Consider the following 22,944-nt stretch of genomic DNA (forward strand, 5'->3'; position numbering starts at 1 on the left):
TGACGGACGAAGAGGCGAAACCTCGCGCCCATGACCTTCCGTTTTCTGCATTCCTCCGATTGGCACATCGCGAAGCCATTCCGGCGTTTCGAGCCGGCGTTGGCGGGCGAGCTCGCGGCGGCGCGGCTGGCGATCATCGGCCGGCTGGCCAGGATTGCGCGTGAACGCGGTGCGCGGCATGTGCTTGTCGCGGGCGATATCTTTGATTCCGAATTGATTGCGACGAGTGAAATCCGGCGGGCGCTGGCGCAGCTTGCCGAGGAGCGCGATATCGTCTGGCTGCTGCTGCCCGGCAACCACGATCCATTGCGCCTCAGCGGGGTCTGGGAGCAAGCGGCGCGCATCGGCCTGCCCGGCAATGTCGTGATGTTCGACGCGCCGTCGCCATATGTTATCGGCGGTGAGGCCGTCGTGCTGCCCGCGCCAGTGACATCGAAATCCCCGGGCCGCGATATCACTGAGTGGATGGATGGAGCGGCCACCGCGTCGGGCATCGCGCGGATCGGGCTCGCACACGGTTCGATCCGGGGCTTCGGCAGCGACGACAATGCGGACCTTCTTCTGGCAGTGGATCGCGCAAAGCGGGCCGGGCTTTGTTATCTGGCGCTCGGCGATTGGCATGGGGCGCAGCGCGTTACCGACGACACCTGGTATTCGGGCACGCCTGAGCCCGATCAATATCCCGATAACGAGCCGGGCTTCGCGCTGCTGGTGACGGTCGACGGGTCCAACCTCACCTCTGTCGAAAAGGTTCGGAGTGCGGAATTCGATTGGCTAAAGCTTGATCGGGCGGTGCGGACGGCGGCGGATTTTACCGCGATCGAGCGCGATGTTCGTGCGTCGACAACAACGCTCGGAAAGACTTTGGTGCGGCTCAGCGTGAGCGGCCATCTGTCGTTGACGGATCGCGCCGCGCTCGATGCTTGGCGGGAGGATTGGGGCGCGCGGGTGCGCCGCCTCGAAATTGACGACCGCGCCTTGACCGTCACCTCCGGCACGGCCGATTTCGAAAGTCTTGGGCTTTCGGGATCGCTGCTCGAAGCGGCACGGCACCTGTCGGCAATGGGCTCGGATCCTTCGCGGCCCGATCACGAAATTGCGGCAACGGCACTGCTCCGGCTTGCCGGATTCGTGGCCGAGGGACGACGCGAGGCGGGATCGTGAAAATTCTGGCTCTTCGCGTTTCCGCTTTCAGACGGTTTGACGGCGGCGTAGCAATCGAGACGTTTGGCGACGGCGTGAACGTGCTTGGCGGCCCGAACGAAATGGGAAAGTCGACGCTGTTTCATGCTTTGGAAGCGGCGTTTCTATTGCGGCACAAGGTGAGCGGCGCCGCGCTCGACGCTATGCGACCCTATACGGGTGGCGAGCCGCTTGTCGAAGTGGATTTTGAGGCTGAAGGCGGGCGCTGGCGAATTCGAAAGCAGTTCGGGCGCGGGGCGAGCGCTGCCCTGAGCGACCTTGAGGCGGGCTCGATCGTCGCGCGGAATGCGGAAGCCGAGGAGCGTCTCGCGGCGTTGACCGGACGAAGCGGTGAATTACCGGGTGGGCTCGGATTGGTCTGGGTTCGTCAGCAGCGGAGTCTTTTGCCGCCCGATCCGGATCTCGATCCCGAAACCGGGAAGGAAAAGGCGCGCGGCGAGAAAGCCGTGCTGCGCGAATTGATCGGCCGCGAGATCGAAGCTGCGGCATCCGACGTGGCGCTCGGCGGTGTGCTCGAAAAGACAAAACGCGCGCTGGATCTTCTGTCGACGCCGTCGCGCGACAAGATGAAAAAAGATGGGCCATTGTACGTCGCGCACCAACTTCGCGAGGATGCCAAGACGAAGCGCGATGAGACGTTCGAGATCGTGCGCGCGGCGGAGCAGCGGTTGAATCAAATCGCGGCGATGACGTCCCAGCTTTCGGACCTCGAAGGCGAGGCGGCGTCCATTGTCCAGACGGGTTCGCGGCTTCCGGAGCTTGAGGAGCGGCGCGCCGCCGAACTCGACGTGCGTTCCCGGCGCGATCTTGCACGCGAGGCGATGCGGGCGCGCGAAGCTGAATACGGTGCCGCGCTTGGCGCCTTGACGTCGCGTCAAAAGCACGTCGCCTCGCTTGGAGAAAAGCGGGCCATACATGACAAAGCCGTCGAGATCGCTCAGCAGATCGAAGCGTTGGTATCGGACATTGATGCCGATCCGGCCATTCCATCCGTGATCGATCGGCTTGGAACGCTCGACAAAGCAAAGGCGCTTGCCGAAGCGGAGCTTTCGGGCCATGCGGCGACGGTCGATATCGCGCTTGAAGAGGGCGGCAAAGGCAAAGTCTTAGCCGGTGATCGCGTGCTTACGGAGAGCGCTCGCTTCACAGTCGTCGAGCCGCTCGAAATCCGCATCGCGGGCATCGCGGCGATCCGCGTGTCGACGGCGCATGCGGCGCGGGGCGCTGAGTTACGAACAGAGAGCGAAGCGATTTCGCGGGAGATCGCCGATACCTTGAACCGCCTCGGCGTCGCAACGATCGAGGACGCGCGTCAACGCGGATTGTCGCGTGCGAAGAAAGGAACAGACGTGTCGGCGGCCCGGACGCGGCTTGCCGATCTCTCGCCGCGCGGTGTTTCAGGTCTTGCAAAAGAGATCGCCGATATGGAGGCCGTGCTCAACGCCGATGCGCAATCGTCGATCTCGGACGAAGATGTGCAGCGGTTGAAGGCGATCGCGCTCGATGCCCGCGCGACCTTTGATGCGCTGAACGCCAAAGCGATGCCGGACGACGCTTTCCGTGGACTTGAAAGCGGGATCGTCACGGCACGGAGAGCGGAAGAGGGTCGCAAAGCCGAGATCGGGAGGTTGAAGGACGGGCTTGCGCACGCTAAGGGCGCGCAGCAGGCGATCGACGAAAGCGGCCGGGCCAGCGAGCTTGCCGCGCGCGAGGGCGATCTTGAGCGCTCAGAGGCCGAGTTCCAAAGGCTGCGTCACGAAGCGGAAGCATTGCGTCTGCTCGAACGGACTCTGATCGAGATCGAGGGGCGGGCGAAGTCAGCTTATTTCGTTCCGGTCTCGCGCCGCCTCAGCGGGCATCTGGCGCGTGTGTTCGGAGCGTCCGAGTTGACGTTCCGCGATGATTTCGCCGTCGATACGATGTTGCGCGGTGGCGCGGTGGAGAAAGTATCGGCGTTGTCGGATGGGACGCGCGAGCAACTTGCCGTTCTGGTGCGGTTGACGTTTGCGGAGATCCTTGCCGGGAGCGGCAACGGTGTGCCGTTGGTGCTCGACGATCCGCTGGTTTATGCTGATGATGCGCGGTTCGCGGCCGTCTGCGGTGAGCTTTCGGCGTCAAGCGCCGTTCCCCAAATCGTGCTTCTCACCTGCCGGGAGCGAGCTTTTGAAATCCTTCCCGGCCGCCGACTGACTGTTACAAACTGGCGACCGGAAAGGTGAAGTTGAGACCCTTGGGGGAAGGGTCTTGGGGGTTTGGGGTCGTGTAAACTCAGTTCGGCAATTCAGGCGGGCGCGAAGGCAGAACGAAGCCGATCGGCTCGGACTTGATCTCGACCGTGCGGGGATCTTCCTTGGTGCGGCGAGATTTGCCTTCGAACAGCGCGCCTTGCTCGATGGATAGAGACTGGTGATAGATGTCGCCCTCGACCTGGCTGGTCGTCTGCAGCATCACGCGGCGGCCACGAACTGTGCCGATGACATGGCCGCGGACGATGACTTCCTCACCGGAAATGCTGCCGGTGACGGTCGCGCCCTCGCCGATGACGACATTGCTACCCAAGATGTCGCCCTCGACTGTGCCGTCGACCTGGACTTCACCCTTGCAGATGAGATTGCCGGAAATGGTGAGATCAGCTCCAATAACCGACATCGATTTCGGACCGTTGGCGGCCGCACGGGGGACCGTCAAGAAGGGGCGCGGCTGAAACGTCGGAGCGGTGGATGCAGGGTTCGTGTCGGTTGCGGACCCCGTCGGCTGAGATTTCGACAACTCAGGCTCGGAACGGCGGAAATTTGGCAACATGTCGGACTTCCCTCTAACACAACTTAAGCAACGATCCGCACCCGAAGCGACTCAACGCATCACAATATCGCTTTGCGACGAGCGCGTTTGATTCGCGTAGCACTTTTGAAGCGTCAGTCCACCGTATCCCCAGAGGCTTTCCACCGGAAATTCCCCGTCTTGACGCAGCAGCTCTCTTCTTGAGGAAGAAGTGTGGCGGAAGATCAACGGTGGCTAATGTTATGGCGGGTATGGTTACGTTTTAAGCGCTCGGAGTGCAGCGAGGACTTCTTCGGCGTGCCCAGGAACTTTGACCTTGCGCCAGCTTTTGACGAGCTTGCCGCCTTTGTCGATCAGGAACGTGGAGCGTTCAATCCCCATATATTTTCGGCCGTACATCGATTTTTCGACCCATACGCCATAGGCATTGGCGGCTTCCTTCTGCTCGTCGGCGAGCAATCGAATGGAAAGCTCGTGTTTCGATTTGAATTTCCGGTGGGTTGCGGGACTGTCGGGCGAAATGCCGATGAGTTCAGCCCCGGCTGCCGCGAAATCGTCGGCGAGACAGGTGAAGTCCTTGGCCTCTCGCGTGCAGCCCGAGGTGTCGTCTTTCGGATAGAAATACACGACAACCGGACGGCCTTTGAGCTTCGAGAGTTGGACCTTTTCGCCGGTGTCGTCCGGCAGCGCAAAGTTGGGCGCCTTCGAGCCGTCTTCGATCATCTTGAAAGTGCCTTTCTTTTGTCGTTTTTCCCGCTAGTAGCTGACATTGCATGTGGCGGGGGCCAAGGGGTTTAGACTTTCTTTTGAAAGCATTTTCCGTCCGTTCCCGGCTACAGTACGGGAGACCGGTCCGCAACGGGCTGGCAGGGGTTTTTGAGGAGCGGAGTTGACGAGACTGGTAACCGGCGGACGCGCTCCTATTCGGCGCGGCGCTGACCAAAACGCGCAGCGAAATGCCTCGCAACGCATGTCGGCACCTCCACAGCGAGATGACCCGGCATCGCCGCCTCCTGCGCTGCCAGACGACACGGCCGTGGCTCGAAGCGTGCGGCATTTCTTTCGTGGCTGTCGGATCCTGTTCTATCTGGTGATGCCGCTGACACTGTTTGCGGTCATGGCGATCGGCATTTTGTATGTGCGGCTTCGGCACGGCCCGATCGCATTCGACTTCGTCGTCGCGCCGATCGAACAGGGCATCAACGCCGAACTTATCACCAGTTCGGTGAAGATCGATGGCGCGGAGCTGCGCCTGGGGCCGACGGGTGAACTTGAGTTCCGGCTGCGAGACGTCAGCGTGCTCGAGAAGGGCGGAGACGTGGTGCTTTCGTCGCCACTCGCGGCCGTGAAGATTTCGATGGGAGCGCTGATGCGGGCGCGCATCGTTCCAGCCCGTATCGAGCTGATCGATCCTATTATCGCGCTCGCCTATTCGGAGCAGTCGGGCTTCGTGTTCGAGCGGGCCATTCCAAAGCCGGTGCCTCTGCATCCGGATGCTGGCTCACCCGCCGCAGCTGCCGCCGTGGGTTCGGCCGGAACGACGATTGTCACCCAGGAGCCCGCCGCGACAGGAACGAAAGTCAATCTCGCGAAGATGCTCAGCGAGTCTTCGCGCCGGGCGCGCCAACGGCTCGATGCAACGTCGTATCTGACGGAATTCGGGATTTCGAACGCGACCCTCGTCGTCGATTATGAAGGCCGGCGCAGTTCGTGGCGGATCGACGAAGCTAGCGTCGATTTCGATCATGCGACGCGGCGGAGCGTCATTTCGGGCCGGGCAACCGTCGCCTCGCCGAGAGGGCCATGGTCGGTGTCCTTCCTGACAGATGAGAGTGAGCAGACGGGGAAGCTCGAGGTGAAGGCGACGGTGCGCGATCTGGTGCCGTCGACGCTGGCTTCGGCGGCGCCGCCGCTCGCGCTCCTCGGCAACTTCGAATTTCCGGTTTCGGGCGATGCGACGGTCAATCTTTCGACGGTCGGCGACATTGAAGCTGCGGACCTCGCGGTCGAGGTCGGTCAGGGCCGCGCGCGGCTGCCCTATATGGTCCAGCCCATGGACGTAACGGCTGGCCTGTTCAAACTTGTCTACGACGGCAAGGGCAAGCGCTGGGATCTGAAGCCGAGCCCGGTCAAATGGGCGGACGGGACGATCATGTTCACCGGCAGCATGATGGACGTCGCGACGGGATCGGAGCCTCCGACCTGGAAATTTGCCGTCGACGGCAAGAACGGGGTTTTCGAGGCACCGGAATTCAACGTGCCGCCGGTGTCGATCGACAGTTGGACGGCAAGCGGGACGGTCATTCCGCGTCGCGGTTTGGTCGACCTCCACGAGTTCCGCCTTGCGGGCGGTGGCGGCGAGGCGACCGTCAAAGCTTCGATGAAGGCGAGGCCCGAGGGCCAGAGTATGTCGGCAGAATTTCACGTTTCGCCGATGCCGCTCAACACGCTGAAGGCGCTCTGGCCGCGCGCGGTGGCAACCGGCTCGCGCGACTGGGTCGGCAAGAACGTGACCGCCGTCGATTTCAAAGGCGGCACGCTGACGTTTACGAACAGCAATGTCGGCGGCATCGAGCCGGGTACGGTGCAGACCGCGACGGAGAAGGCCACCGCAGACTTCGAAGCTGAAAATGCGGTGTTCACGCCGCTCCCGGGTATGCTGCCGATTACGGCGCCATCGGCGTCGATCCAACTTCAAGACAACGCGCTTCGTATCGTCGTTCCCGAGGGCTCGGTCACGCTGCCGGACGGAAGGCAGGTGCCGCTCAGCGACGGCGTGATGCGCGCCGACGATATTATGTCGCCACGTCCAAACGGCGAGATCGCACTGACGGCGACCGGCGATCTTGGGCCGTTTGTCGAGGCGATCGAGCAGCTCCCCGTTAAGGCGGTCCGCCAAGCGTCGCCTTTGCCGAAGGCGGGCGAAGGAAAAGTCAATGCGCAATTCGCGATCAAGCTGCCGCTCTTTCCGGGAGTGACGGGTGATGACATGACCATTACGGGGAAGGCGCGGATTTCGGATGGACGCTTTGGAAAGGTCGCTGGACGCTTCGATGTTCAGGGCTTCACGCTCGATCTCAACCTGACCGAGACGTCTCTCGATGCGAAAGGCGACCTGCTCGTCAATGGCGTTCCCGCAAAGGTCGTCGCGCAACGCCTGCTCGGACCGGACGCGGGTGAGCAGCCGCCGCTGAAAATCGTCGCGAAGCTTGACGAAACCGACCGAACGCAACTCGGTCTCGATATCAACGATATGGTGCATGGTGTCGTGCCGGTCGAGATTTCGTATCAGAAAGGCGATCGTCCCGAACCCGCGATCAAGGTCCATGCCGACCTGACGAATGCCGAGATCACCATTGATAAATTGCAGTGGCGCAAGGCTCCTGGGCGGACGGCGTCACTCGATACCGATGTCGTGACAACGCCGACGCGCGACACGGAATTGCAGAATTTCAAGGTGATCAGCGACAATATCGCGGCTGATGGCCAGATCCTGTTCGGTCCGGACAACAAGATCAAGGAATTCGATTTTCCGGGGCTTAATCTCAACGTCATTTCGAAACTCGACGTTGACGGCAAACGAAGCAGCGACGATTTCTGGACAGTCAACATCAGCGGCTCAAACTACGACGGTCGCAATTTCTTCAAGTCGCTGTTTAGCGTGGGCAACGGCCCGGACCGCAAGGACAAGCCGGCGGCGAAGGGAACACACGTCTCGCTCGATATTGCCAACATGATCGGCAGCTCCGATGTTTCGCTGCGCAATCTCAAGGCGGAGGTCGAAACGCGAAACGGAAACCTGTCGAGCCTCGACGCTCGGGGTACGCTCGACGGGGGCGCTCCGCTGGTCGCCTCGCTCGATGGAAGTTCGGGTTCGCGTCGCCTCGTCGTGACATCGACCGACGCCGGGCAGGTCATGAAGCTCGTCAATTTCTATCCGAACATGCAGGGTGGACGCATGCGCCTCGAGGTCGGGCTCGACGGCTCGGGTCCGGCGGAAAAGACGGGGACGCTCGTCGTCGACAATTTTAGAATTCTCGGCGACTCGATCGTGACGGAGGTCGTCAGCAGCGCGGATAGCGGCCGTCCGGCCATCAGCGGCAACCAGAGCGTGACGCGCGAAGTGTTCGAGTTCAACAGAATGCGCGCGCCGTTTTCAGTCGGCTATGGGCAATTCGTTTTGCAAGAGTCGTATTTGAAAGGGCCGCTGCTTGGTGCGACGCTCAGGGGCAAGGTCGATTTCAGGACCAAGCGCGTGAACATCGGGGGCACCTATATTCCGCTGCAGGGCCTCAACGGTGCGCTTGGGGATATTCCGGTGCTTGGCCAGATCCTGTCGGGGACGCAGGGCGAAGGTATTTTGGGCATGACCTTCGCGGTGCAAGGACCGACATCATCACCGCAAGTTATCGTCAATCCGTTTTCTCTCGTCGCGCCCGGGATCTTCCGCGACATCTTCCAGATGACGTCGATGGACCCGACCATTCAGGTTCGCGACGATGGCGGCCGACAGGCGCCGGCCGTGAGCGCCATTCGCGCTGGACCTCCCGACGACCCGCCGGCACCGAGCAAACCCAAGTCGAAATCAAAGTCGCAGGCCAAAGCGAAAAAAGTCGCTCCGAAGGCTGAGGCCCAAGCGGTCGACGGCTGGTCGTCGACGACGACCAGCCACTAGACGGGCTTTAAAAGTACGTGCTTCTTCTTGCCGAGCGAAAGCTTGATGACGCCGGCCGATCCGGCGTCGGCGGTGGTGAGGTTTGCTTTGTCGCTCGTCACGGCTTCGTCGTTGACCTTGAGGCCGCCGCCCTGGATTTGACGGCGGGCCTCGCTGTTGGAGGCGACGAGCCCGGCTTTTACAAACGCCGATAAAATGCCGAGTCCGGCGTCGAGATCGCCGCGCGGAATTTCGACCGTCGGAAGATCGGCTGCGAGCGCGCCCTGTTCGAATGTCTTGCGCGCGGTCTCGGAGGCAGCGTCAGCTTTGTCGCGGCCGTGCAGCAGCGCCGTCGCTTCCGTGGCGAGCACCTTCTTTGCCTCGTTGATCTCGGAGCCCGAAAGCTGTTCGAGCTTGGCGATTTCGTCGAGCGGCAGAAACGTGAAAAGCTTCAGGAAGCGCGAGACGTCGGCGTCTTCGGTGTTGCGCCAGAATTGCCAGTAGTCGTAGGCGGAAAGCTGCGCCTCATTGAGCCAGACGGCGCCGGCAGCGGTCTTGCCCATCTTGGCGCCGGATGCCGTCGTCAGCAGCGGGCAGGTCAACGCGTAGAGTTGCTCCTTGGCGCCCATGCGGCGGCCGAGGTCGATGCCGGTGACGATGTTGCCCCATTGATCGGAGCCGCCCATCTGCAGGTTGCAGCCATAGCGCCGATTGAGTTCGACGAAATCGTAGGCCTGCAACAGCATGTAGTTGAATTCGATAAACGACAGCTCCTGCTCGCGATCGAGACGCAGCTTGGCGCTATCCATCGTCAGCATGCGGTTGACCGAGAAATGGCGGCCAACATCTCGCAGAAACTCGATGTAGTTGAGCGGCGCCAGCCACTCGGCGTTATCGACCATCATGGCGTCGGAGGTCCGATCGCCGAAGTGGAGAAATTTCGCAAAGACCTGCTGCATACCGGTCTTGTTGGCTTCGATCTCTTCGACCGAACGTATTTGCCGCGTCTCGTCCTTGCCCGAAGGATCGCCGACACGGGTCGTGCCGCCGCCCATCAGCGCGATGGGTTTGCCACCGTGCTTCTGGAGCCAAGTCAGCATCATAATCGAGATCAGCGAGCCGACGTGCAGCGAAGGGGCCGTGCAATCGTAGCCGACATAGGCCACGATGCGGCCGTCGCCCGCGAGCTTATCCAGCCCTGCGAGATCCGAGCACTGGTGGAGAAAGCCACGCTCGGTCATGGTCTTGAGAAATTCGGAATTCGGTGTCGTCATTGCAGTTCAGGCTTTCACTTCGATCGTCGCGAGCTATGTTTTGAGGCCGTGCCGCTCGGTGGTTTTGCGGCTCCGCCGCGGGGCGGCGGCACCATGCACGGGAAGGTCGCTATGGGCAAGTTGATGAAAGCGGTCGGACTGATGAGCGGGACCTCGCTCGATGGCATCGACGTGGCTTTGATCGAAACGGATGGCGAGGACCAAGTGGTTCGCGGCCCGGCGAGGACGTTTCCGTACGAAGATTCCATGCGCCGGATGCTTGTCAACGCCATCGGGGATGCCAAGGATCTTCGATCGCGCGAGGAGCGACCGTATTCGCTGGTGGAAGCCGAGCGGGCGCTGACCGAATGCCACGGCGTCGCCGTCGCGCAGTTTTTCAAGGAGACCGGCGTCAAAGGATCGTCGGTCGATGTGATCGGGTTTCACGGCCAGACGGTGCTGCACCGCCCGGAAATCGGATTGACGGTGCAGCTTGGACTTGGCGATCTGCTGGCGAATTTCACCCGTTGTCCGGTCGTCTATGACCTGCGGGCGGCCGATGTGGAAGCCGGCGGCGAAGGAGCCCCGCTGGTCCCCGTCTATCATCGCGCCCTCGCGGCGAAACTGCCGCAACGACCGATTGCGATCGTCAATATTGGCGGCGTCGCGAACGTCACCTGGATCGGCCGCGACGGGACGCTGATCGCGTTCGATACCGGCCCAGGGAACGCGCTGATCAATGATTGGATGCTACGGAAAACCGGGGCATATCTGGATTCCAGCGGCGCGACGGCGGCGCAAGGTCAAGTCGACGAAGAGGCGGTCATTGCCTTCTTGAGCGACGGTTTCTTCGCGGAAACGCCGCCGAAATCGCTCGACCGAAATGCATTCGATACGGAAGCCGTAAATGCGTTGAGCACGGAAGATGGAGCGGCGACGCTGACCGCTTTCACCGCCCGCGCGATTGCAAAAGCCCGCGAACATATGCCGAGCGAGCCGGAACTCTGGGTCGTCGCCGGTGGTGGCCGTCACAACCGAACGATGATGCGAATGCTCGCAGAACAGGTCCAGCATGCGGTCGCGCCGGCGGAAGCGGTCGGACTGGATGGGGACAGCCTGGAAGCGGAAGCTTGGGCCTATCTTGCGGTCCGCTCGCTGCGCGGGCTGCCGATTACATTCCCCGGCACAACAGGGGTGCAGGAACCGATGAGCGGTGGCCTCAGGGTCGATCCCGCCGCTCACGTTATTCACTGACCGGACACCGATTGGGCGCCGATTCCGCTCGCTCGGAGCGTTACTCGTCGTCGCTGTCGTCGTCGCCGCCGCTCGCAGCCGGGGCCGGAGTGCTCTGCGATTCCATACGTTCGAGTTCGCGCTGGCGCTGACGTTCGCGCTCACGTTCGCGCTCGCGTTCCTTGTTGCGCTCGCGATCCTGCTCGAACTGGATCATGCGATCGTCGAGGTAGGAACCGACAATGCTTCCCATTTCTTCGGTCTTGTTCTCGAAGAAGTGGTTGGCGCCGGGGACGATCTCGTGCGTGATCTTGATGCCCTTCTGGACCTTCACCTTCGCCGCCATTTCGACGACGGAAGCCGTCGGGACGACGCGGTCCATGTCACCGTTGATGATCAGGCCGGACGAGGGGCACGGAGCCAGGAACGAGAAATCATAGAGGTTCGAAGGTGGGGCGACGCAGATGAAGCCGTCGACCTCGGGGCGGCGCATAAGAAGCTGCATCGCTATCCAGGTGCCGAACGATACGCCGGCAATCCAGCAGGTCTTGGCGTCGGGCTTGACGAGTTGGAGCCAGTCGAGCGCGGACGCCGCGTCGGCGAGTTCGCCCGGGCCGCCGTCCCAGACGCCTTGGCTGCGACCGACGCCGCGGAAATTGAAACGCAGCACGGAAAATCCGCGTGCGGCGAAGGTATGGTAGAGCGAATAGACGATCTGGTTGTTCATCGTGCCCCCGAATTGCGGGTGGGGATGCAGGATGAGTGCGATCGGGCTATCGGCGTTGTTTTCGTGGTGGTAACGGGCCTCAAGGCGTCCGCCGGGGCCGTTTATAATGAGTTCGGGCATCAGGAGTTACTCGGTCTCGTTCTTGTGAATGGGGCGTGTGAATGAGCTCGGTTAGAAATCTGGGTGACTTGGGCGGAGCCGGATGCGACCTTTTGGCGTTCAAATCCTTGTGGGTCGAATTCTCAATCCTTGACTCCAGCGCTCAGGATTTCCATAACTTTAGAACCGTTCGAAATGTAGGGCTTGGCGTTGGTAAACGCACGACCCTTCCGCTAGGGCGGCTCTCTTAGCACAGTCCGGGGTGCCGGATGCAAGCTAAGGATGCGCGGGTTTGGATTCCGCCGCCACTTGGGGCGACGATAGTCCGGAGATCGAGACGTTGGAACTGACGACCAAAGGCCGGTATGCGGTCATGGCCATGGCTGACCTTGCCGGGCATGCCGAGGATGGCGCCACGCCGCTGTCCACTGTTGCTGAGCGTCAGAGTTTGCCGCTCGCTTATCTCGAACAACTCTTTGTCCCGTTGCGGCGCAGTGGCCTCGTGGAAAGTGCCCGTGGCCGTTCCGGCGGCTATCGCCTCGCGAAGCCCGCTGAAGAAATTTCCGTCGCCGACATCATGGACGCGGTTGAAGAAGACACCCGCTTCACCCGCTGTTCTCACAACGATCCACGCTGCTCTTCCGTGACGCCGTGCGTGACGCATGGGCTGTGGAGCGCGCTGAGCGAAACGACGGGGACGTTTCTGGCTTCGGTTCGTTTGGCGGATGTAGTCGCGGGCGGCCGGTATTCGGCGCGCTCGCGGTCTGCGTCGCCCCTGCCAATGCGGGCGACGGTCGGACGGACCTATCTCGATTTCAACGCGACGGCGCCGCTCCGGGCGGAAGCCAAGGCGGCGATGATCGAAGCTCTCGAAATCGTCGGCAATCCGTCGTCGGTGCATGCGGAAGGTCGCAGGGCCCGGTCGATGGTAGAAGCTGCGCGCGAGAGCGTGGCAAGGCTGGTCGGCGCGAAGCCGTCCGAGGTCGTATTCACAAGCGGCGCGAGCGAAGCCAACGCCTGGGCGTTATCGCAACCCTGGGCGACGATTTTGACGAGCGGCATCGAGCATGATTCCGTGCTGGCGCCGACACGAGCGGCGGGCGCCGAGATTGTCATGCTGCCGGTCGGGCCGGACGGCGTGATTAAGGTCGAAGACGTCGCCGGGCTCTTGACGTCGCCGGGCATCGTGCGTCCTGCTATCATCGCTGTGCAGTTGGCCAACAACGAAACGGGCGTCATTCAGCCTGTGGCTGAAATTGCGGAACTTGCCCGCGCGCACGGCATCAAGATGCACACCGATGCGGTGCAGGCAGCGGGCCGCTTGGCGATTGATTTCGCCGCGCTCGACGTCGATACGCTGGCGATTTCCGCGCACAAATTCGGCGGCCCGAAGGGGGTTGGCGCGCTCGTCATTCGTGACCATGTGGATCTTGTGCCGTTGCTCAGGGGCGGTGGGCAGGAGCGTCGCCGTCGCGCTGGGACGGAGAATGTCGCTGGTATCGCGGGGTTCGGGGCGGCTGCCGAAGCGGCGCTTCGCGATCTTACAGCGATAAACGTCGTCGGCGCTTTGCGCGATGGTCTCGAGGCGGAGATCAAGCGCATCAGTCCTAATGCTGTAATCGCCGGCGAAGGCGCGTCGCGGATCGCGAATACGACGGCGGTGGCGCTTCCGGGCAAACTCGCCGAAACGCTCGTCATTCGCCTGGATCTGGCGGGTATTGCCGTAAGCGCGGGCTCTGCCTGCTCGTCGGGCAAGGTTGGCGCGAGCCATGTTCTGGAGGCGATGGGATTAGGGCACGATATCGCGTCGAGCACGATCCGCATCAGTCTCGGCGGCACGACGACGAAGGATGACATCGCAGCGTTTCTTGCTGCGTGGAAGACGATTGTAGGCGCGCCAGCACTTGCGGCGTGACGGCTAGATTTAAAGTGCTGCCGAATGGCGGCGCGTAAAAAAGAGAGACGTGGAAATGGCTGCTGTTCAGGAGACGATCGATCAAGTTCGCAAGATCGATGTCGACCAGTACAAATACGGTTTCGAGACGAAAATCGACAGCATCACGGCGCCGAAGGGCCTCGATGAATCGACCGTGCGCTTCATCTCGGCCAAGAAAGGCGAGCCGGAGTGGCTTTTGAATTGGCGGCTCGAAGCGTTCACGCGCTGGAAGGCGATGACGGAGCCGACGTGGGCGAAGGTCCATTATCCGAGGATCGATTTTCAGGACCTCTATTACTATTCCGCGCCGAAATCGACGGAGGGGCCGAAGAGCCTCGACGAGGTCGATCCAGAGCTGCTCGAAACGTATAAAAAGCTCGGCATTCCGCTCAGGGAGCAGGAAATCCTCGCGGGCGTTAAGACGTCGCGCGTCGCGGTCGATGCCGTGTTCGATAGCGTTTCGGTCGTGACGACATTTAAGGAGGAGTTGAAGAAGGCCGGCGTTATCTTCTGCTCCATTTCGGAAGCCGTGCGCGAGTATCCGGAGCTGGTGAAGAAATATCTCGGCTCCGTTGTGCCGCAGTCGGACAACTTCTATGCGGCGTTGAATTCGGCTGTCTTCTCGGACGGCTCGTTCGTCTACGTGCCGGAAGGCGTGCGATGCCCGATGGAACTTTCGACGTACTTCCGCATAAACGCGAAGCAGACCGGACAGTTCGAGCGCACACTGATCATCGCGGACAAGGGCGCCTACGTCTCCTACCTCGAAGGCTGCACGGCGCCGATGCGCGACGAAAATCAGCTGCACGCAGCGGTCGTCGAGTTGGTGGCGCTGGATGAAGCCGAGATCAAATATTCGACCGTGCAGAACTGGTATCCCGGCGACTCGCAGGGTAAGGGCGGCGTTTACAACTTCGTGACGAAGCGCGGCGACTGCCGTGGTCATCACGCGAAGATTTCGTGGACGCAGGTCGAGACCGGCTCGGCGATCACTTGGAAGTATCCGAGCTGCATCCTGCGTGGCGACTATTCGCGCGGTGAGTTCTACTCCATCGCGGTTTCGAACGGCTATCAGCAGGTCGACAGCGGCACCAAGATGATCCATCTCGGCAAGAATTCGTCGAGCCGCATCATCTCGAAAGGCATCGCAGCGGGCTATTCGCAGAATACGTATCGCGGGCTTGTTACAGCGCACCGCAAGGCGACGAACGTGCGCAATTTCACGAACTGCGACTCGCTTCTGATCGGCGATAAATGCGGTGCGCACACCGTGCCTTACATCGAAGCGAAAAACTCTAGCGCGCACTTCGAGCACGAGGCGACGACGTCGAAGATCTCTGACGACATGCTGTTCTATTGCCGTCAGCGCGGGCTTTCGTCGGAAGAGGCGATCGCGCTTGTCGTCAACGGGTTCGTTCGCGACGTGCTGCAACAGCTGCCGATGGAGTTCATGGCCGAAAGCCAGAAGCTGATCGGCATCTCGCTTGAAGGTTCGGTCGGCTAAGAGCCGCAATTGAATTTGTTCTAAAGGTACGAGAAATGCTTGAAATCAAAAACCTGCACGTGAAGCTCGCGGACGAGGATCGGATGATTCTCAAGGGGCTGTCGCTCAACGTGCCGAACGGCGAAGTTCACGCCATCATGGGGCCGAACGGCTCGGGCAAGTCGACGCTCGCTTATGTACTAGCAGGGCGCGACGGCTATGAGATCGTCGACGGCGACATCCTATGGAACGGCGAGTCGATCGTCGACATGGAGCCCGACGAGCGCGCAGCGAAAGGCGTGTTCCTGGCGTTTCAATATCCGATGGAAATTCCGGGCGTCGCTGGGCTGACGTTCCTGCGGACGGCGCTGAATTCGGTGCGCAAGAAGCGTGGCGCAGCCGAGCTGACGACGCCCGCGTTCTTCAAACTCGTGAAGGAAAAGGGTCAGAACCTCAACATCGACGTCGAGATGCTGAAGCGGCCTGTCAACGTCGGTTTTTCCGGCGGCGAGAAGAAGCGCTCCGAGATCTTGCAGATGGCGCTTCTGGAGCCGACGCTGTGCGTTCTCGATGAAACGGATTCCGGTCTCGATATCGACGCGTTGCGCGTCGTTTCGGATGGTGTCAACGCGCTGCGAGCCAAAGATCGCGCGTTTGTCGTCATTACGCACTATCAGCGACTGTTGAACTACATCGTGCCCGACAAGGTGCATGTGCTCGCCGATGGCCGCATTCAGAAGACCGGCGGAAAAGAGCTTGCGCTCGAACTCGAAAAGTCGGGCTACGCTGAATACACTCACAAGGCAGCGTGACATGAACGTAGCGATCATGAAGACGAAGGCCGAGCAGGCCATTTCGGAGAGCTTCGAGGCCGTCGCGGAGACGCTTCCAGGAAGCGCTGTGGTGCAAGAGCGGCGGGCGCAAGCTATCGGCGCATTCAGCGGTCTCGGTTTGCCGCACCGGCGCATTGAGGAATGGAAATACACCGATCTTCGCGCCAACGTGAAAGAGGTTTTTCCGCCGGCCGTCGACCGCGCGACGCCTTTGACAATCGCGGAATTGATTGTGGCGCTCGGGCCGTTGGCGCACGTCGACGCGCGTCGGATCGTGTTCGTCAATGGGAACCATCGGGCCGAGCTTGGCGACGTAGCCGATGAAGCGGGCCTTGAGGTCGCGGCGCTTGGCCAAATGCTGGCTTCCGCAACGGAAGACGTGAGCGCGGCGCTGGCCTCGACACCGGAAGGCGGCGACGCGGTCGAAGCGCTGAACACGGCCTTCATGACCGACGGCGCCGTCGTGACCGTTGCCGAAGGGGCGTCGGTCCCAAAGCCTCTGCTGATCGTTTTTGTTCGTGCGGGGTCCGACGCTTCGTCCGTCGCGGTACGGAATTTCGTGACGATGGGGCAAGGCGCATCCGCGACCGTCATTGAAGCGCATGTTGTTTTGCCCGGCGCGTCGCATGAGGCGCAACTCAATTCGCTGACGGAAGTGACGGTCGGCAAAGGCGCGACGCTTCGTCATGCGAAGGTCGCGGTCGATGAAGGCAAGTCGCTGCACCTTTCCAATTGCGATGTTACGCTCGGCGCCGATGCAACCTATCGCAACTTCCAATTCTCGACCGGGCTCGGCCTGGCGCGAAATGGTCTCAACGTGATTTTCGAGGGCGAGGGCGGAAAGCTCGACATTTCGGGCGCCTATCTCGCGCGCCGCGCCGAGCACATCGACACGACCCTCGTCGTCGATCATGCGGTGCCGCGTTGCGAGAGCCGGGAGCTGTTCAAGGGCGTGCTGGACGATCACGGCCGCGGCGTGTTCCAGGGTAAGATCATCGTTCGCCCCGATGCGCAGAAGACCGACGGCAAGCAGATGTCGCAGGCCTTGATGCTTTCGGAAGACGCGGAATTCGATTCAAAGCCCGAACTTGAGATCTACGCGGATGACGTCGTCTGCGGTCACGGAACGACGGTTGCCGAGCTCGATGCCGACCTTCTCTTCTATTGCCGTTCGCGGGGCATTCCGGAGAAAGAAGCGCGGGCGCTGATGATCGAATCCTTTATTGGTGAAGCCATCGAGAAGGTGGAAAACGAACAGCTTCGGGATGCGCTGACGGCTTACGCCATTCAGTGGCTCGATCGCTCGCGGCACGGATAAAACAATGGGTCGTGAATCAATCATCGCCGTCGCCCGGAGCGCGGCATCGCAAGCAGGGCTTACAGGTGCGCCTTACGACGTCGAGCGCATTCGCGCCGATTTTCCGATCCTTTTCCGCGAAGTGAACGACAAGCCGCTGGTCTATCTCGACAACGGCGCTTCGGCTCAGAAGCCGCTCTCCGTCATCGAGGCGATGGATCATGCCTATCGCTTCGAATACGCGAATGTGCATCGCGGGCTGCATTTTCTATCGAATACGGCGACCGACAAATACGAAGCGGCACGCGAGACGGTGCGCCGCTTTCTCAACGCCGAGCATGCGGACGAGATCATTTTCACGCGCAATGCGACGAGCGCGATCAATCTCGTGGCGCGATCATTCGGGGAACCGCGGATCGGCGAAGGCGACGAGATCGTCATCACGATCATGGAGCACCACGCCAACATCGTGCCGTGGCATTTCCTGAGGGCGCGGAATGGTGCCGTGCTCAAGTGGGCACCAATGACAGACAGCGGCGAGCTGATCATCGAGAAGCTCGACAGCCTGATCACCAGTCGCACCAAGATCGTTGCCGTGACGCACATGTCGAATGTGCTCGGCACGATCAATCCAGTGAAGGAGATTATTCGCATTGCCCATGCGAAGGGTGTGCCGGTGCTGGTCGACGGTAGTCAGGCGGCGGTTCACATGGGCGTCGACGTGCGGGATCTTGACGCCGATTTCTATGTTTTCACTGGGCACAAGACCTACGGCCCGTCGGGGATCGGCGTGCTTTATGGCAAGCGCCAATTGCTGGCGTCGATGCCGCCTTACGAAGGCGGCGGGGATATGATCGAAAGCGTGACGCTCGATAATGTCACGTATAACGAGCCGCCACATAGGTTTGAGGCCGGAACGCCGGCAATCGTCGAAGCCGTTGGTTTGGGCGCGGCGCTGAATTACATGATGCAGATCGGCCGCGAGAAGATTGCGCGCTACGAAGCCGAGATCGGCGCCTACGCCGCCGAGCGGCTGGCCGAACTGCCGTGGCTCAAGCTTTACGGCACAGCACCTGGCAAAGGCGCGATTTTCTCGTTCGCAGTGGATGGGTTACACCCTCACGATGTGTCGACAATCATCGACCGGTCGGGCGTTGCCGTCCGCGCCGGCCACCATTGTGCGCAGCCGTTGATGGAGCGCCTGGGCGTGACTGCAACCTGCCGCGCATCCTTCGCGTTGTACAATACGAAAGCCGAGGCTGACGCGCTGGTTACCGCGCTCACCAAGGCGCATGACCTTTTCACTTAAAGGAGCTTCCGCATGGACGGGAAGCAAATCGAAGATCGCGAAATTTTGAAGGCTGCGGTCGAAGCGCTGGACGCGCCGCCGACGTCGCCGCCCGATGGAGGCGTGGCGCCGGATCCGGCCGCGAACACCCCAGCGGCGGATGCCGGGTCGGAGACGTCTTTGCTGCCGCCGGAAGAAATCGAGCGCCTGACGAACGATATCGTTGCGGCGCTCAAGACCGTTTACGACCCGGAAATCCCGGCCGACATTTACGAACTCGGGCTGATTTACAAGGTCGAGGTCGACGACAACCGCAACGTTGACATCAAAATGACGCTGACGGCGCCGGGCTGCCCGGTCGCGGGCGAGATGCCGATCTGGGTCGAAAACGCCGTTAATGCGGTGCCGGGAGTGGCAGGGACGAAGGTCAGCATCGTGTTCGATCCGCCCTGGGATCAAAGCCGAATGTCGGACGAAGCGCGGCTGGCGGTCGGAATGTTTTGACGAGGGTATCGTTTTGGACGGCGAACACCCATATAGTTGCAGCGAAGTTACGATCTACGGAGGCCGATGTGCCGTCGCTTAGAATGATGCCAAAAGTCATGACGTTGACCGATGCCGCTGCGGTGCGCGTGTCGGGCCTTCTTGCGCAGAAGCCGGGTATCAAGGCGCTCAAGATCGGCATCAAAAAAGGCGGCTGTGCGGGCATGGAATACACCATGACCTGGGCGGAAGAGATCGGTAAATTCGATGAAGTCATCGAGGACAAGGGTGCCGTCGTGCTCATCGATCCGGCTGCGATCATGTACCTGATCGGCACCGAGATGGACTACAAGACCGATAAGCTGTCGTCGCAGTTCGTGTTCAACAACCCGAACCAAAAGAGCGCATGCGGCTGCGGCGAGAGCGTCAATCTCGAACCCGCGACGCCGCAGGGGTTCGCGCCGGCCGGTTGACGCAAGCGCGGGCGGGTCGGCTCCATGTCCGCGAACGACGATCTTCTCGAAATATTGAAGGAAGCTCTGGAGCGTGCTGGCGACGTCAGTGGGCGGCGCATGTTCGGCGGTATCGGCGTCTATTTCGACGCGACGTTCTTTGCCCTCATCGACGATGGGGCGATTTATTTCAAAACATCGGACGCGACACGCGCGATGTTCGAAGCCGAGGGTTCGCGGCCGTTCAGTTACATGACGAAGAAGGGGTTGGCGGAGCTTCGGTCCTATTGGCGGTTGCCGGAGCGACTGCTTGATGAAACGGATGAGCTGCAGGATTGGGCGCGCGCGTCGGTTGCAGCTGCGCGTGAGGCTTCCCGAGCGAAGGCGGGGAAATCTCCCGCTAAGAGGTCCAAAGCAAAGGCATTGCCGAAAGCCAAATCAACGGCGCGGTGATGCCGGATGGTTGCCCATCCTCGGTTTCGCGATGGTTGGAGGACTGCCTCTCCCCGAAGGGAGAGGGTTATCGTCTCAACCCCGGCCGGGGACTTTCATCGGGCGTGGCGGCTTGCGCATGAACGCCGGGATGTTTTCAGCAAAACCCAACCGATCGCCGCCCTTCTGAGGAGCCGGAGCCTTCTGAGGCGGAGCGGACTTGCGGGGCTGTTCCTGCGCGGCCTGCCGCTTCTCAGGGGTTCGCTCGCTGCGACGTGGAGCTTTCGGCTCGTCCGTCCAGGCGTCGACCGTCGGTTGGTCGCTCGGGGCGCGCTCGCGCTTGGCCTGTTCACGGTGGGGTTGGCGTTCACGCCTCGGCTGGTCGGCACGCTGTTCGCTGTTGCGGGCGGGACGATCCGCGGGCTGTTCGGCGCGAACTGGCGCGGGCACACGATCTTGCTCCCGTGCCGGCGGTTGAGCCTTGGGGCGCTCAGTGCGAGGTTCCGCCGTCCGTTCGGCTGGCCGTTCGCCTTGAGGCCGTTCTGATGCAGGTCGTGGTTCGCGATGGCCGCTCCGCGAGCCACCTCGCGCTGGCCGTCCCGACTTTTCGGGCGCTGCGCCGCGAGTCTGGCCACCGCGACCGCGGCGACGTTTGCCGGCGCCGGCAATGTCGTCTTCGCTTGGCGGATCTCCGAGCCACACGGCCGTCTCAGCGGTTACCTTTTCGATGTCCTTGACGAACTTCAGGTCGTCGGGGCTTACGAGGGAAATGGAATGCCCTTCGTGACCGGCGCGGCCGGTTCGGCCGATGCGATGAACGTAGTCGTCGGCAGCCCAAGGCAGGTCGAAGTTGAAGACGTGCGACACCTCGGGGATATCGAGGCCACGGGCGGCGACGTCAGATGCGGCCAGCAGCATGATCTCGCCCTTGCGGAACTTGTCGAGTGTTTCGGTGCGGCTCGACTGGTCCATGTCGCCATGGAGAGCGCCGGCATTGAAGCCGTGCTTGGCGAGCGACTTGAACAGAACGGCGACGTCACGCTTGCGATTGCAGAAGATGATGGCGTTCTTGACGTTGCCATCGCGGATAAGGTCGCGCAGGACTTCGCGCTTGGCCCAGTCTTCGCCGTTCGAGCAATAGACGAAGCGCTGCGTAATCGTTTTGGCGGTCGTCGCGGGTTTCGCGACTTCGATACGCTCGGGGTTATTCAGGAACTGATTGACGAGGCGCGTGATTTCAGGCGGCATCGTCGCCGAGAAGAACAACGTCTGGCGGCGCGGCGGCAGTAGCTTGCAGATCTTCTCGATGTCGGGAATGAAGCCCATGTCGAGCATGCGGTCGGCTTCGTCGATGACGAGGATTTCGACGCCCATCAGCATGACGCGGCCACGGCCGAAATGGTCGAGAAGGCGGCCGGGAGTGGCTATCAGGACGTCGACGCCGCGGTCGAGTTTCTTCACCTGATCGTCCATCGAGACGCCGCCAATCAGGAGCGCCACCGACAACTTGTGATTGATGCCGTATTTCTCGAAGCTCTGCGCGACCTGGGCGGCGAGTTCGCGCGTCGGCGCAAGGATGAGCGAGCGGGGCATGCGCGCACGCGCGCGGCCGGACTCGAGGCGCGTGATCATCGGGAGAACGAAGGAAGCTGTTTTGCCGGTGCCCGTCTGGGCAATGCCGAGGACGTCTCGGCCGGTCACCGCGACCGGAATGGCTGCGGCTTGAATTGGGGTTGGTATGGTGTAACCCGCAGCCGTAATAGCTACCTGAACCTTAGGCGAAAGCCCGAGGTCAGCGAACGTCTTGGTTTCCAAAAGTACCTATCTCCATCTGCACACGATCGGGTTGTCCGGCGCGAGGCGACAGACAGTCTTTCGAGAGCGCAGGGGGACGGGTGCCGAAAGGACCTAAGCCGAATAGGAGTGCGGATCAAAAAAAGCATTTAAAAAATGCGCAAATCGATCCCCTGCGCTCCGGCACGTTTGCGTGCTCGCATACATCCCGGGGAATCGCAAGAAAAACCCACTAATTTGGGTGTGGGGAACCGCGAGGTTGTGTCACAGGGGAGCTTTAGGGCGGCGAATTTCGGCCCTAAAGCTCAACTTTACGAAGCTGCTATTCTTCGAGCAGCCACCGGCCAAAGACGCCGCCAATAGCGCCGCCAAGAATAGGCGCCACGAAGAACATCCAGATCTGCGACAGAGGAACGCCACCAGCAAAGACTGCCGGGGCGAAGCTTCGCGCCGGATTGACCGAGGTGTTCGAGATCGGGATCGACATGATGTGGATCGCCGTCAGGGCCAAGCCGATAGCGATGGGTGCCATCATGGAGGGATGATTTGCCCGCGTCACGCCCATGATCACGACGAGGAAGAACGCGGTCAACACGGTTTCGAGGATAAACACCTCAGAGAGGCTCGCCTTTAACATCGAAAGCTCGCCGTAGCCGTTGGCAGCGAACGTCGGGCTCGTATGGCCGACAAGAGAGAAAATCACACCGGATGCGCAGGCCCCGATGAGTTGGGCGATGATGTAGGGAATGGCCGATTTTATATCGAAACGGCCGCCCGCAACCAGACCGAGCGTTACTGCGGGATTGTAGTGGCCGCCCGAGACGTGGCCAATCGCAAAGGCCGTCACCATGACGGTGATGCCGATGCAAAACGCGACACCGAGGATTCCGGCAGCGCCGGAAGGTGCTCCGAAAGAGTAGAAGGCCGAGCCAAAAATGGCCGACATGAGCATGAACGTTCCGAACGCTTCTGCGGCTAATGCTCTCGTATTCATGT

At 61.3% G+C, this 22,944-nt stretch carries 18 protein-coding genes; 12 read left to right on the forward strand and 6 right to left on the reverse strand.

All coding sequences use genetic code 11. The features are described 5' to 3' along the window. Window positions 1–30: 30 nt before the first annotated feature. Together WC811_RS04515 and WC811_RS04520 are read left to right on the forward strand one after the other, a co-directional pair. Window positions 31–1,164, forward strand: a complete 1,134-nt coding sequence (locus WC811_RS04515) for an exonuclease SbcCD subunit D (protein WP_372641410.1) — start codon at window positions 31–33, stop codon at window positions 1,162–1,164. Continuing rightward, entirely contained in the window at window positions 1,161–3,422 is a 2,262-nt protein-coding gene (locus tag WC811_RS04520; RefSeq protein ID WP_372641412.1) for an ATP-binding protein, read from the forward strand. The genes WC811_RS04515 and WC811_RS04520 overlap by 4 nt, the downstream gene beginning before the upstream one ends. Window positions 3,423–3,471: 49 nt before the next feature. Here the strand turns inward: WC811_RS04520 and WC811_RS04525 are convergent, their stop codons facing one another. Together WC811_RS04525 and WC811_RS04530 are read right to left on the reverse strand one after the other, a co-directional pair. After that, entirely contained in the window at window positions 3,472–4,005 is a 534-nt protein-coding gene (locus tag WC811_RS04525) for a polymer-forming cytoskeletal protein (RefSeq protein WP_372641414.1), read from the reverse strand. 234 nt (window positions 4,006–4,239) lie between these two features. Beyond that, window positions 4,240–4,707, reverse strand: a complete 468-nt coding sequence (locus WC811_RS04530; RefSeq protein ID WP_372641416.1) for a peroxiredoxin — start codon at window positions 4,705–4,707, stop codon at window positions 4,240–4,242. A gap of 247 nt (window positions 4,708–4,954) precedes the next feature. Here WC811_RS04530 and WC811_RS04535 point away from each other — a divergent pair, with 247 nt between their 5' ends. Beyond that, window positions 4,955–8,659, forward strand: coding sequence for an AsmA-like C-terminal region-containing protein (locus WC811_RS04535; protein ID WP_372641418.1), 3,705 nt, complete (start codon window positions 4,955–4,957; stop codon window positions 8,657–8,659). Here the strand turns inward: WC811_RS04535 and tyrS are convergent. Next, the gene (tyrS, locus tag WC811_RS04540; RefSeq protein ID WP_372641420.1) at window positions 8,656–9,912 is read right to left on the reverse strand and encodes a tyrosine--tRNA ligase; all 1,257 of its coding nucleotides are present in this window, start codon (window positions 9,910–9,912) and stop codon (window positions 8,656–8,658) included. The two genes, WC811_RS04535 and tyrS, sit on opposite strands and share 4 nt — an antisense overlap. 93 nt (window positions 9,913–10,005) lie before the next feature. Here tyrS and WC811_RS04545 point away from each other — a divergent pair, with 93 nt between their 5' ends. Beyond that, window positions 10,006–11,145 (forward strand): anhydro-N-acetylmuramic acid kinase, encoded by a 1,140-nt coding sequence (locus tag WC811_RS04545; RefSeq protein WP_372641422.1) that lies wholly within the window; start codon window positions 10,006–10,008, stop codon window positions 11,143–11,145. Window positions 11,146–11,185: 40 nt separating this feature from the next. Here the strand turns inward: WC811_RS04545 and WC811_RS04550 are convergent, their stop codons facing one another. Then, complete coding sequence (locus WC811_RS04550) at window positions 11,186–11,971, reverse strand: alpha/beta hydrolase (protein ID WP_372641424.1); 786 nt, start codon at window positions 11,969–11,971, stop codon at window positions 11,186–11,188. Window positions 11,972–12,242: 271 nt separating this feature from the next. Here WC811_RS04550 and WC811_RS04555 point away from each other — a divergent pair, with 271 nt between their 5' ends. From WC811_RS04555 to WC811_RS04590, 8 genes are all read left to right on the forward strand, one after another. Next, window positions 12,243–13,865 (forward strand): aminotransferase class V-fold PLP-dependent enzyme, encoded by a 1,623-nt coding sequence (locus tag WC811_RS04555; protein ID WP_372641426.1) that lies wholly within the window; start codon window positions 12,243–12,245, stop codon window positions 13,863–13,865. A gap of 55 nt (window positions 13,866–13,920) precedes the next feature. Beyond that, window positions 13,921–15,390 carry a Fe-S cluster assembly protein SufB gene (gene sufB, locus WC811_RS04560; RefSeq protein ID WP_372641428.1) on the forward strand — a complete coding sequence of 490 codons (1,470 nt, stop codon included), beginning with the start codon at window positions 13,921–13,923 and terminating at the stop codon, window positions 15,388–15,390. Between the two features lie 35 nt (window positions 15,391–15,425). After that, window positions 15,426–16,181: a Fe-S cluster assembly ATPase SufC gene (gene sufC / locus WC811_RS04565; RefSeq protein WP_372641430.1), complete on the forward strand. Its 756-nt coding sequence runs from the start codon at window positions 15,426–15,428 to the stop codon at window positions 16,179–16,181. A gap of 1 nt (window position 16,182) precedes the next feature. After that, window positions 16,183–17,520 (forward strand): Fe-S cluster assembly protein SufD, encoded by a 1,338-nt coding sequence (gene sufD, locus WC811_RS04570; RefSeq protein WP_372641432.1) that lies wholly within the window; start codon window positions 16,183–16,185, stop codon window positions 17,518–17,520. Window positions 17,521–17,524: 4 nt separating this feature from the next. Continuing rightward, window positions 17,525–18,808: a cysteine desulfurase gene (locus tag WC811_RS04575; protein WP_372641434.1), complete on the forward strand. Its 1,284-nt coding sequence runs from the start codon at window positions 17,525–17,527 to the stop codon at window positions 18,806–18,808. Between the two features lie 12 nt (window positions 18,809–18,820). Continuing rightward, window positions 18,821–19,291 (forward strand): SUF system Fe-S cluster assembly protein, encoded by a 471-nt coding sequence (locus WC811_RS04580; RefSeq protein WP_372641436.1) that lies wholly within the window; start codon window positions 18,821–18,823, stop codon window positions 19,289–19,291. Window positions 19,292–19,359: 68 nt separating this feature from the next. Continuing rightward, on the forward strand, window positions 19,360–19,743 hold the full coding sequence (locus WC811_RS04585) for a HesB/IscA family protein (protein WP_372641438.1): 384 nt from the start codon (window positions 19,360–19,362) through the stop codon (window positions 19,741–19,743). 24 nt (window positions 19,744–19,767) lie between these two features. Further along, entirely contained in the window at window positions 19,768–20,175 is a 408-nt protein-coding gene (locus WC811_RS04590; protein ID WP_372641440.1) for a TfoX/Sxy family protein, read from the forward strand. A 75-nt stretch (window positions 20,176–20,250) separates the two neighbouring features. On the opposite strand, the gene WC811_RS04595 is transcribed toward WC811_RS04590, so the two are convergent. Next, a complete protein-coding gene (locus tag WC811_RS04595) occupies window positions 20,251–21,969 on the reverse strand; it encodes a DEAD/DEAH box helicase (protein WP_372641442.1) in 1,719 nt (572 codons plus the stop codon). 301 nt (window positions 21,970–22,270) lie between these two features. Then, entirely contained in the window at window positions 22,271–22,942 is a 672-nt protein-coding gene (locus WC811_RS04600) for an aquaporin (RefSeq protein ID WP_372641444.1), read from the reverse strand. Window positions 22,943–22,944: the final 2 nt, after the last annotated feature.

This window comes from Hyphomicrobium sp., from assembly GCF_041659645.1.
Classification (GTDB): Bacteria; Pseudomonadota; Alphaproteobacteria; order Rhizobiales; family Hyphomicrobiaceae; genus Hyphomicrobium_B.